This is a genomic window from Mesorhizobium sp. CC13 (assembly GCF_039907765.1).
Classification (GTDB): Bacteria; Pseudomonadota; Alphaproteobacteria; order Rhizobiales; family Rhizobiaceae; genus Aminobacter.
Genome location: NZ_JARDJI010000029.1, coordinates 24,857 through 36,185, shown reverse-complemented (window position 1 = coordinate 36,185; position 11,329 = coordinate 24,857). Strand labels below are relative to the sequence as shown.

The 11,329-nt window shown below is 66.1% G+C and carries 12 protein-coding genes; 7 read left to right on the top strand and 5 right to left on the bottom strand.

What is annotated here, in order from left to right; all coding sequences use genetic code 11:
* Positions 1–250: 250 nt before the first annotated feature.
* Together PV773_RS23625 and PV773_RS23620 are read right to left on the bottom strand one after the other, a co-directional pair.
* The gene (locus PV773_RS23625; RefSeq protein WP_347968711.1) at positions 251–1,639 is read right to left on the bottom strand and encodes a glutamine synthetase family protein; all 1,389 of its coding nucleotides are present in this window, start codon (positions 1,637–1,639) and stop codon (positions 251–253) included.
* A 30-nt stretch (positions 1,640–1,669) separates the two neighbouring features.
* Complete coding sequence (locus PV773_RS23620) at positions 1,670–3,052, bottom strand: aspartate aminotransferase family protein (protein ID WP_347968715.1); 1,383 nt, start codon at positions 3,050–3,052, stop codon at positions 1,670–1,672.
* A gap of 149 nt (positions 3,053–3,201) precedes the next feature.
* On the opposite strand from PV773_RS23620, the gene PV773_RS23615 reads away from it, so the two are divergent.
* Positions 3,202–3,654 (top strand): hypothetical protein, encoded by a 453-nt coding sequence (locus PV773_RS23615; RefSeq protein WP_347968710.1) that lies wholly within the window; start codon positions 3,202–3,204, stop codon positions 3,652–3,654.
* Here the strand turns inward: PV773_RS23615 and PV773_RS23610 are convergent, their stop codons facing one another.
* From PV773_RS23610 to PV773_RS23600, 3 genes are all read right to left on the bottom strand, one after another.
* Positions 3,655–4,629 carry a WD40 repeat domain-containing protein gene (locus PV773_RS23610; RefSeq protein WP_347968709.1) on the bottom strand — a complete coding sequence of 325 codons (975 nt, stop codon included), beginning with the start codon at positions 4,627–4,629 and terminating at the stop codon, positions 3,655–3,657.
* Between the two features lie 165 nt (positions 4,630–4,794).
* Positions 4,795–5,868, bottom strand: coding sequence for a GTP-binding protein (locus PV773_RS23605; RefSeq protein WP_347968708.1), 1,074 nt, complete (start codon positions 5,866–5,868; stop codon positions 4,795–4,797).
* A 72-nt stretch (positions 5,869–5,940) separates the two neighbouring features.
* Positions 5,941–6,246: a hypothetical protein gene (locus PV773_RS23600; protein ID WP_340036546.1), complete on the bottom strand. Its 306-nt coding sequence runs from the start codon at positions 6,244–6,246 to the stop codon at positions 5,941–5,943.
* Positions 6,247–6,487: 241 nt separating this feature from the next.
* Here PV773_RS23600 and PV773_RS23595 point away from each other — a divergent pair, with 241 nt between their 5' ends.
* From PV773_RS23595 to PV773_RS23570, 6 genes are all read left to right on the top strand, one after another.
* On the top strand, positions 6,488–6,823 hold the full coding sequence (locus PV773_RS23595; protein WP_340036547.1) for a hypothetical protein: 336 nt from the start codon (positions 6,488–6,490) through the stop codon (positions 6,821–6,823).
* Between the two features lie 41 nt (positions 6,824–6,864).
* Positions 6,865–7,128, top strand: a complete 264-nt coding sequence (locus tag PV773_RS23590; protein ID WP_347968707.1) for a hypothetical protein — start codon at positions 6,865–6,867, stop codon at positions 7,126–7,128.
* Positions 7,129–7,609: 481 nt separating this feature from the next.
* A complete protein-coding gene (locus PV773_RS23585; protein WP_347968706.1) occupies positions 7,610–8,326 on the top strand; it encodes an intradiol ring-cleavage dioxygenase in 717 nt (238 codons plus the stop codon).
* Between the two features lie 187 nt (positions 8,327–8,513).
* Complete coding sequence (locus PV773_RS23580; RefSeq protein ID WP_347968705.1) at positions 8,514–9,023, top strand: MarR family transcriptional regulator; 510 nt, start codon at positions 8,514–8,516, stop codon at positions 9,021–9,023.
* A 188-nt stretch (positions 9,024–9,211) separates the two neighbouring features.
* Positions 9,212–10,150, top strand: coding sequence for a DMT family transporter (locus PV773_RS23575; RefSeq protein WP_347968704.1), 939 nt, complete (start codon positions 9,212–9,214; stop codon positions 10,148–10,150).
* A gap of 77 nt (positions 10,151–10,227) precedes the next feature.
* Positions 10,228–11,250 carry a LacI family DNA-binding transcriptional regulator gene (locus PV773_RS23570; protein WP_347968714.1) on the top strand — a complete coding sequence of 341 codons (1,023 nt, stop codon included), beginning with the start codon at positions 10,228–10,230 and terminating at the stop codon, positions 11,248–11,250.
* Positions 11,251–11,329 lie beyond the last annotated feature (79 nt).

Below are 11,329 nucleotides of genomic sequence, written 5' to 3'. Positions count from 1 at the left end.
CAAGAAGCTCGCTCTGCGACAAGCCGCATGACCAGCTTCAAGGCCGCCCCAATTTGCAGAACTTGACGCACACAACCCAGTTGCGCCGTTTCTGCTGGTCCTGCAGAGCCTCCGATGGCCCGAGATGTTGATGAAGGAGTGATCTCCCCCCTTGTGGGGGAGATGTCCGGCAGGACAGAGGGGGGCGTGCAAGAACTCGCCCTTGGCCAGCATTGGTTCGCGCGCGCGACAAAGCCCTGACGGCGTCCCCTCACACCTCGTGCAGATAGAGGTGGTAGTCGAGTTCGCTCACCGTGCGGGCGACGCGCAGGTACTCGGCTTCCTTGATCGACGTGAAGGTGCGGTGCAGGTCGTGGCCGAGCGCGGTGCGCAGGAACTCCGAGCCCTTGGCCGCCTCGATGGCCGAGCGCCAGTCCGGCGGCATCACGCTCTCGGTGCCTTCGGCCTGCTCGTAGCCGTTGCCTGAGGTCTCCGGGCCGGGATCGAGCTGTTCCTCCAGCCCCTTGGAGATGCCGGCAAGGATGGTCGCGGCAACCAGATAGGGATTGGCGTCGACGCCCGAGGGACGGTGCTCGATGCGGCGGTTCCTGGCGTCGCCCGCCGGCACGCGCAGCGCCACCGAGCGGTTGTTGACGCCCCAGGTGGGGGCCACCGGCGCATAGGACTGGGATACGAAGCGGCGCCATGAATTGGCGTGCGGCGCAAACACCAGCATCGATTCCGCCATCGTCTCGGCGAGGCCGCCGAGCGCGTGCAGCAGCTTCGGTTCCCAGGTGCCTTCCACGGCCTCGGTGAAGACGTTGCGGTCGTCCTTGTCGAGCAGCGAGACGTGGAAGTGCATGCCCGAGCCCGCGTATTTCTCGATGGGCTTGGCCATGAAGCAGGCGGTCACGCCATGGCGGCGGGCCTGGGCGCGCACCAGCCGCTTCAGCATGATCAGGTCGTCGGCCGCCTGCATCACGTCCTTGCGGTAGCGCAGGGTGAGCTCGTACTGGCCGGGCGCATATTCGGAGATGACCGTCTCGGCGGGGATGCCTTGCGCCTTGGCGGCGGCATAGACGTCGGAGAACAGAGGCTCCATGCCGTGCAGATGGTCGACCGAATAGACCTCGGTCTTGCCCGAGGCGCGGCCGTCGAGCACGGCGCGCGCCGGCTGGACCTTGCCGTCGCCGTCGCGGTCATTGGCGAGCAGGAAGAATTCGAGCTCGAAGGCGCCGGCTGGGCGGAGACCCTTTTCGGCCAGCCTGTCGACCTGGCGCTGCAGGGCCAGCCGCGGGTCCGAGGTCATCGGCGCGCCGTCGAGATGGTACATCGACATCAGCACCTGGCCGCGGGCCGGGCTCGTGCCGTAGAGCGGCTTCAGCGTGCCGGGGATCGGCCAGCCGCGCAAATCGCCGTCGCCGGAATCCCAGATCAGGCCGGTTTCGTGGACGTCCTCGCCGGTGATGTCGAGCCCGAGGATGGAGATCGGCAGGTGCCGGCCACCCTCGTAGAGCCCCATCAATTCGTGGCGGCGGATGATCTTGCCGCGGCCGACGCCGTTGGAGTCCGTCAATACGATGTCGAAGGCTTCGATGCCGGGGTTGGCGTCCAGAAAGGCCCGCGCCTCGTCGATGGTCGAGCCGGAAGGTGATGTCATGATGTCACTCGATTGTCCTTGTGCCTTGTCTCATGCCGCAAGACGGGCGGCAATATCGTCGAAAGCTGCAACCAGCTTGTCGACCTGCCGCGCGGTCGTCACCGGCGAGACCAGCATCATGTTGTGGAACGGCGCGATCAGCACGCCGCGATTGACCAGCGCCACATGCACCGCAGCCTCCAGCCTGGAGGCATGCGCATGCTCGGCCTCGCCGCCGTTGCGCAGCGGGCCGGGGGCGCAGATGAACTCGACACGGGCGCCGACGCGCATCACGTGCCAGGGCAGCTTCCGTTTTCGGATGGCCTTGTCGAGGCCGGTCGCCAGCCGCTCGGCCAGCTTCTCCATGTGGGCGTAGTTCGCCTCGGTCATCACCTCTTCGAGCGTCGCGCGCATCGCCGCGAACTGGAGAGGGTTGGCCGACAAGGTCGTGCCCATGCCGGAATAGCCTGGCTCCTTGGTGCTGTTGTAGGCGGCGTAGCGGACGGCAAGCTCCTCGCTCATGCCCCAGACGCTGGCCGGCACCCCGCCGGCGACGGGCTTGCCCAGCACGAACAGGTCGGGATCGAGATCGTGCTTCCGGGTATAGCCGCCCGGGCCTGTCGAGATGGTGTGGGTCTCGTCGATCAAAAGCAGCGTGCCGGCCTTGCGGGTGAACTCGCGCACCCCCTCGAGGAAACCGGGCTCGGGCAGCACCATGCAGGAATTGGTCAGCACCGGCTCGGTGATGACGCAGGCGACGTCGCCGTGGCCCAGCGCCTTCTCCAGTGCCGCAAGGTCGTTGAATTCGATGATGCGGGTGCGGGCGGTGAGGTCGCGGAACTCGCCGGCGAGGCCGGGGCGGTTGATCGGCCTGCCGTCGTCGAGCCGCACCATCGTCTCGTCGACCGAGCCGTGGTAGCAGCCGTTGAAGACCAGGATCTTGTCGCGGCCGGTGACGGCGCGCGCGACGCGCAGCGCGAAGCGGTTGGCGTCGGTGGCGGTGGTGGCGATCTGCCAGTGCGGCAGGCCGAAGCGTTTTGCCAGCAGCAGGCCGAGGGCGAGCGAATCCTCCGACGGCAGCATGTAGGTCAGGCCGCGGCCCGCCTGCCTGCGGATGGCGCGGGCGACGGGGGCCGGCGAGTGGCCGAACATCGAACCGGTGTCGCCGAGGCAGAAGTCGGCGAGCCTGTTGCCGTCGACATCGGTGATGGTCGCGCCGCGCGCCTTGTCGACCAGGATCGGGAAGGGCGTCGGCCAGTCCTTCATCCAGTGCATCGGAACGCCGTTGAAGAAGCCCGCCATGCCGTTGCCGAGAGCGGCCTCGGATTTCGGCCGCGCCCGGCGGAAGACTTCCGCCTCCGTCGCCGCAAGCCCGGCGATGCGCGACAGCGGCACGCCGCCCTCCGTGGCTTCTGGTCGTTCGACGCGGTTCATCATGCCTCCCCATCCGACAGTTGGCGCCACTCTAGTCAGCCGCCACCGTTGACGGCAACCGGCCGCCATCGGAGTGTCGATTGGCTCAGCCATATTGATGTTCGGCGACCGTCGTCGATCATGCCGATGGGCTTTGGGGGGACGTGCCGATGCGTGCTATCATGACAGCCATGTCGATCCTGCTTGCGGCGGGCCCGGCCGTTGCCTCTGGCGGGCTCTCCTGCGGTGCCAAGGACGAGGCAGTGAAACTGGCCATCGAGAGCGGCGTCACGCGTGGCATGGGCAGCCCCGTTTTTGATTTCCGGGGAGAGATCGAGATCCTCGACAAGGCAGTGGCGCAGGACCTGCGCAAGATGAGCTTCGACAAGGCGCATCTCGCCCAGTACTGGCTCGACGGCGAGGAGCTTCGGCTGATCGTCTACCGCGAACGCGAGGCCGACAAGCCGCACGGCTATGTCGAGGTCATGGTCAAGACGAAGTCGGGCGACGAGGGCGACTATATCGGCCAGTATTCGGTCACCGTGTTCGACATGGCAGATGCCACCGGCGGCGAAGGCAAGACCTTCAATTTCAGCGGCCGCGCCACCTGCCTGGTGGAGTGATCACCCTGCGATGTCGATGACGCCGCAGTCGCCGCCAGCACTGCCGAAGGCGATGCGGCGTTCCTGCCTGTCCCAGGCCATCGAGGTGACGGCGCCCTTGCCGGGGCGGCGCAACAGCACCTCCTTGGCGTCGGCGAAGCGCACCGCCATCACCATGCCGTCGTCATAGCCGACGGCGACGATGTCCTCGCTCGGATGGCAGCACACGGTGGTGACCATGGCATTGCCGCGGGTGCCGAGCTCCAGCGGCGCCTTGCCCATCGGGCCGTCCTTGCCGGTGAAGGGCCAGACGATCGCCGCCGGCGCGCCGGAGCTTGCAAGCCACTTGCCCTTGGCGCTCCACGACAGGCTCTTCACCTTGGCCGGGTAGCCGGTCATGCGCATGTGCTTGCCGTCGGCGAGCTTCCAGCCGTGCAGGGCGTTCTCCTGCATGGCGGTCACCACATAGGCGCCGTCGGGCGAGAAGGTGATGCCGGTATGCGCGCCGTCCCACTGCAGCTCGGTCGGTGCGCCCGTGGCGGCCGGGAAATGCAGCGTCGCGCCGTTGTAGCGGGCGACGCCGAAACGCATGCCCTTGGGCGAGAAGGCGATGCCTTCGACCGAGCGCGGGTGGACGAATTCCTTCACCTTGCCGTCGGCGAAGCGCACCCAGGCGTTGCGGCCGCTGGCATAGGCGACAGCCCCCTGCGGGCCCGATGCCACCGAGGTCACCCATTTCCTGCCGGCGCTGGCCAGTTCTTCGGCGGTTCCGGCGGAAGAGAGCGACATCACCTTGCCGTCCTCGCCGCCCGAGATCAGCAGGTCGTTCCTGGCGGTCGTCGCCGCGGCCAAGAGCCCGTCATGCAGCTTCACCGATTTCTGGCCATGGTCGAGCCAGTGCACCATGCCGTCGGCCAGCGCGAAGAAGGGAATGTCGTCGAGGAAGGCAGCAGCGACGCAATGGCCTTCGAGATCAAGCGGGGCGACTGTGGGCATAGAGACTAGTCCATTCGAATTTCAGCTGCCCCTCACCCTTACCCTCTCCCCGCAGGCGGGGCGAGGGGGGCATCGACGTTGAGGCTTGTCCTTCTCCCCGTCATTACGGGGAGAAGGTGCCGGCAGGAGGATGAGGGGCAAGGTATTCCGTGAATAGTTTGGCGCTCACGCCGCCTGGCAGGCCTCGAAGCTGCGGGTCAGGCGCTCGGCGTCGAGTTCGCGGCCGATGAACACCAGCCGGCTCTCGCGCTTCTCGCCGTCCTTCCAGGCGCGCTGGTGGTCGCCCTCGATGATCATGTGCACGCCCTGGATGACGTAGCGGTCCGGATCGTCCGCGATGGCGATGATGCCCTTGAGGCGCAGGATGTTCGGCCCTTCCATCTGGGTGATCTTCTCGATCCAGGGGAAGAACTTCTTCGGGTCCATGTCGCCGCCACGCAGCGACACCGACTTCACCGTCACGTCGTGGATCGGCGATGCCGAGCCGTGGTCATGATCGTGATCATGATGATGGTGATCGTGGTGATGATGGTCGTGGTCGCAGTCCGGACCGCATTCATGATCGTAGTCATGGTCGTGGTCGTGCGCATCGAGGAAATGCGGGTCGTCGGCCAGCACGCGCTGGAGGTCGAAGGCGCCGCGGTCGAGCACCTGGTCGAGCGCCACGCCGGCGCGGGTGGTGCGATGGATCCTGGCGGTCGGGTTGATGGCGCGGATGGTGGCCTCGACCTGGCGCAGTTCGTCCTCGTTCACCAGGTCGGTCTTGTTGAGCAGCACCACGTCGGCGAAGGCGATCTGGTCCTCGGCCTCGCGGGAATCCTTCAGCCGCAGCGGCAGGTGCTTGGCATCGACCAGGGCCACGACCGCGTCGAGCTTGGTCTTGGCGCGCACGTCCTCGTCCATGAAGAAGGTCTGGGCGACCGGCACCGGGTCGGCGAGGCCGGTGGTCTCGACGACGATGGCGTCGAAGCGGCCGGGGCGGCGCATCAGGCCTTCCACCACGCGGATCAGGTCGCCGCGCACGGTGCAGCAGACGCAGCCGTTGTTCATCTCGTAGATCTCCTCGTCGGATTCCACGATCAGGTCGTTGTCGATGCCGATCTCGCCGAATTCGTTGACGATGACCGCATAGCGCTTGCCGTGGTTCTCCGACAGGATGCGGTTGAGCAGCGTCGTCTTGCCCGAGCCGAGATAGCCGGTCAGCACGGTCACGGGGATTTGGGTCTGGGCTTCGGTCATGGTCGTCCTCGGGATCGGATAGAGGCTCCATATAGGATGCCGGTCGCACTTTTGCACGCGGCAAACCGCTCGTCAGCGAGATTCCAGCTCGTCGAGGATCGCCAGCATCTCGCGCAGCTTCAGCCTCGCGTCGACCAGCTTCTTGGCCGACACCAGCCCCGGCCGGCCGGACAGGGTGAGGAAGGTTTCCAGTACCTGATCCGAGTGCCGGCACAGCATCACCAGGAACTCGCCGGAGGGGGCGTTCCTGCCGTCGAACCAGTTCTTGACCGCGCGCTCGTTGGCAAGGGTCAGGCCGGCGACGGTCTTCACTCCGCCGACCGGGAAGTCCCTGCGCAGGGCGCCGGCAATCGCAGCGGCAAATGCTGCCGATCCCATTCGCCCGGCATTGCCCTCCGCAAAGGTCTTTCCGGAAATGGACCGATGATTTCTGTCTCTATTCGCAGACGACATTCCACCTAGCGCCCAATATCGTCGGTCTTGCCTGAGGAGGCCCGCCCACCAACCATTCTGGACATCCGATCTTCGCCGCATCCGACGATGCCGGCGCCAGGTTGCCCGCGTGCGTCTGCGCGGGGGCTCCGAAGGCACAAACGACGTATCCCGAGAGGAGAAGCAAATGAGTGCCACATTGGATGCCACGATCGACCTGAACGCGTTCTACAAGCTGGCTCGCGAGGACATCAAATCGCTGTTGGGCGCGGCTGCGGTCAATTCCGCAGTCATCTTCAACAACAGCGCGAGCCCGGTCACCTTCTACGTCTACAACTACATCGACACCGTCTACTGGGTCTCGGCCCAGCGGGTGCTCGTCGCGCCCCAGACCTATGGCACGGTCGCGGCCTCGGGGTCGTTCTTCAAGATCCACCCGAACGACAACGCGAACGGGGAATTCCTGGTCGCTCCGAACCGGGCCTACGTCTACTCCGGCCCCGGCAACGTGCGACCGGCCTGAGCCGGGACGATCGGGAGTTCAGCAGGGAACAGGAGCTGATCATGGGAAGCTACACACCTGTACGACTGTCGGGAGACCGCCTCGTGTCGGAGGGCAGGCCGATCGAGAAGACCGAGGCGATGCGACGCATCCGCCAGGGCCTGGACGTCCACGCCGACAAGAAGAAGGCGCACAGCCTGGCGCTGGCGCTGAGCGAAGGCCAGGGCGACTGGAAGGATGCGCCACACGTGCCGGGCGGCTACCGGCACTATCATGACGCCTCGCACCAGTACCGCGGGCACATATTCTACGGCGGCCCGAGCTGAGCCGCGTCGTGCCGCCTGAAAGGTCAGGCGTTGCCGCCGGGCACCTCGAAAAGGGTACCCGGCGGCAATTCGCTGACGGCGGGTCTGCGGATGATGTACTGTTGCGCGGGAGCGCGACAGCCCGGCCGCGGCTGAACATGCGGATCGGCGAGGCGGCGATCTTTCGCATTCGGCCCTGGAGCGCTCGTTCCCGAGTCCCAGGGGCCTATTTTGCATGCTGGACCCGTGATGCGCTGACATTCCGACTTTTCTGCAAAGGTGCTGGGTTGCACGCTCTGCCGGGGTAAAGGAGTTCGCAAATCGATAAAATTGCTCGCAAAGATTGTATATTGCAAGTATTTCGGTTGTAAAGACGTGCCCGGGTTTGGTCTTGGGGCAGATACGTCGCAAGATTAACGAAACTTAACTAGGCCCGGCGCGGACGGCCTCCTAGATTGACGGTCGGGCCGGGGGCCCCGACACTCAGAGGAGTTGGGCGATCATGTCGGATCAGCCACTGCGCACCAATCTCACCCGCCGCCGGGCGCTCGGCCTTATCGCGGTCACCGCAAGCGGCGGCGCCTTCATGCCCGCGGCCGCGCGGGCGCAGGGCCAGCCGCTCCTGTTGCCCAATGCCGGGGTCTGCACGATCACGCCCGAGACGACGGAGGGGCCGTATTATCTCGATCCGGCGCTGGAACGCAGCGACATCACCGAGGGTCGCAAGGGGGTGGCGCTGACCGTCCGCCTCCAGGTGGTGGACCAGCACTGCCGGCCCATCGGGGGCGCCCGCGTCGACATCTGGCATTGCGACGCCGAGGGCCACTACTCCGGCTATCCGGGCCAGGGCGACGGGCGGGACGTGGACACCACCGGCGAGACGTTCCTGCGCGGCTGGCAGCGCACCGGCAAGGACGGCATCGTCGCCTTCGGCACCATCTATCCGGGCTGGTATCGCGGCAGGACCACGCACATCCATTTCAAGGCGTTCCCGGACCAGGCTTCGGTGATGACCGGGCAGATGTTCTTTCCCGACGACGTCAGCGATCGCATCTTCGCCGGCGTCGCGCCCTACAACGGCCGGCGCGGCACGCGCGACACGATGAACGCCGACGACGGCATCCTGCGCCGCGCCGGGACAGGCGTGGAGAGCAGGGTGCGTCAGGTCGCTTCGGCCTATGAGGCGGCGATGATCATCGCGATCGAGCGCCAGGGCTAGCGCGCCGGCAAATTTGCCGGCGAAATGTTTCTGTCATCGAACTGTAACATCCGTCTGGCAAGACGCCGTTGCGGGAGACGGTTGCCGGCAAAGCGACATGGCAACCTTCCGCCCAAATCGATTGCCAACGGCTGCGCGGCAACTATTCTCAGCCGGCGCGGTGCGGGGCATGGCGCGGGAGATGCGGATGTCCAAGTCCAACAAAGGCGCGGCGATGAGCCGACTTCATTCGGTGGCCCGGCTGGCGCGCACCACGCTCGCGGCCCGGCTCCTGGCGCACGGCTTCTACGCCGGCCAGGACCAGATCATGCTGTCGCTGCACGAAGAGGACGGCCAGACCCCCGGCCAGCTCGCCGCGCGGCTCGGCGTGCGGCCGCCGACGATCACCAAGACCATCAACCGGCTGCAGGCGCAGGGCTTCCTCGAGAAGCGTGCCTCCGACACCGATGCCCGCCAGGCGCACATCTTCCTCACCGAGGTCGGGCACAATGCCATCCGCGCCGTCGAGAAATCGGTCAAGAAGACCGAGAAGCAGGCGCTGAAGGGCTTCGACAAGAAGGACGTCAAGCAGCTGAGCAAGCTGCTTCTGCGCATCGAGGCCAACCTGTCGGATCTCGTCATCATCGACGACGAAGTCACGGATGCGGAGGCGGTCGCCGAAGTCGAGCACGAGGTCGAGGCCGAAGCGGCGGAGTAGCCTTCGCCTATTTTGCTGGACCACCAGTTTTGCCTTGCCGCGCGGCGGGCGTTGGCGCATTAGAGCGTTTCCGCTGTTCTCGAACCGCGAAAACGCTCTATCCCTTTGTTTTGACGCAATTCCGGACGCTTCGCACTTTTCCTGGAATTGATCTAGCCAGACGATCTACTCCTTACCGGCCCGCCAGCGTGACCTCCCACAAGCCAGCAGAGACAGCGACGCCGACCTCGGCGATCCTGCTGATATTCGCCTCCGGCCTGGTGTTCTCCTTCCTCGACACCAGCGCCAAGCACCTGGTCACCTCGGGCATGGCCGCGCCCTTCGTCACCTGGGTGCGGTTCGCCGTCCACACGCTGCTCGTGCTGCTGCTCTTCAAGGCCTGGCAGCGGCCGGAGCGACTGGTGCCGCAGAGCCTGTCGCTGCAGATCCTGCGTGCCGTCTTCATGTTCGGCTCGACCATCTTCAACTTCATGGCGCTGCAGACGCTGCAGCTCGCCGAGACCGTGTCGATCAACTTCGCCAGCCCGATGGTCATCACCGCGCTTGCCGGGCCGCTGCTCGGCGAATGGGCGGGCTGGCGGCGCTGGCTCGCGGTCGGCGTCGGCTTCGTCGGCGTGATGGTCATCACCCGGCCGGGCTTCGGCGGCTTCAGCATCGGCTACGTCTTCTCGATCTGCGCCATGCTGAGCTCGTCGCTCTACACGATCATGACCCGCAAGATGGGCGCCAGCGAAACCGCCGAAAGCCTGATCCTCTATTCGGCCGCCGTCCCGGCGCTGTTCATGCTGCCGGCGGTGCCGCTGGCCGGCTCGCTGCCGGTCCGCGCCTATGACTGGCTGGTGCTGTTCGGGCTGGGTGTCTTCGGCGGCTTCGGCCACTGGCTGCTGATCAAGGCCTACCAGCGCGCCACCGCCACCGCGCTCGCTCCCTATCCCTATCTGCAGCTGGTCTGGATGATCATTCTCGGCTGGCTGGTCTTCGGCCAGCTGCCCGACCGATGGACGCTCGCCGGCGGCGCGATCATCGTCGCCAGCGGCCTCTACATCATCCACCGCGAGCATACGCTGAGGGTGCGTAACCGTGCGGCACCCAATGCCGAGGCCGAGGAACTGGCAAAAAAGCTTTGATTTGCCGTTGAACAATGGCATAGGGCTTTAAACGGTTTAAAAGACCGTCCGTTCACGCTTGCGGATGGAGGCCCCTGCTGGCCCAGAAGATCAAGCTCTCGACGATCGCCGACGCGCTCGGCGTCTCGACCGCCACCGTTTCGCTTGCGCTGCGCGACAGCCCCCTGGTCGCCGATGTCACCCGCGACCGCATCAAGCAGCATGCCCGCGAGATCGGCTACATCTACAACCGCCGCGCCGCTAGCCTGCGCACCTCCCGCTCCGGCATCGTCGGCGTCGTCGTGCACGACATCATGAACCCGTTCTATGCCGAGATCCTCCGCTCCATCGAGAGCGAACTCGACCGCAGCGGCCAGACCTTCATCCTGTCCAACCACTACGACCAGCTGGAGAAGCAACGCACCTTCGTCGACACGCTCCTGCAGCTCGGCGCAGACGGCGTGATCATGTCGCCGGCGATCGGCACCCCGGCCGAGGACATCATCATGGCCGAGGAGAACGGCCTGCCGGCGGTGCTGATCGCGCGTTCGGTGGATGGTGCGGAGGTCCCGGTCTTCCGCGGCGACGACGCCTATGGCACGGCGCTGGCCACCAACCACCTGATCTCGCTCGGCCACAAGCGCATCGCAATGATCGGCGGCACCGACCAGACCTCGACCGGCCGCGACCGTTACCAGGGCTATCTCAACGCCATGCAGGCGGCGGGCCTCGAGGTCATGCCGTGGTGGCGCATCTCCGGGCCGCGCACCAAGCAGGGCGGCTTCGAGGCGGCGGGGCAGTTTTTGGCCCTCAAGGACAAGCCGACCGCGGCCTGCTGCTGGAACGACCTCGTCGCCATCGGCCTGATGAACGGCATCGCCCGCGCCGGGCTGGTGCCGGGCATCGACGCATCCGTCACCGGCTACGACGACCTCGAGGAAGCCCAGATCGCCACGCCGGCGCTGACCACGGTGTGGAACGGCCAGCGCGAGGTCGGCCGGCGCGCCGCGAGCGCCCTGCTCGACAAGCTCAACGGCCAGCAGGTGCGCCCCTCGCAGGAACTCATCAAGCCCGAGCTGCACGTCCGCCAGTCGACCGGAAGGCCGAAGGAACGCGGCTGAGCGATCGTTGCTGCCTGGAGGCGGCACGGAATCAAAATCCGCATGGTTCGACAGGCTCACCATGAGGATTTCGGGAAGG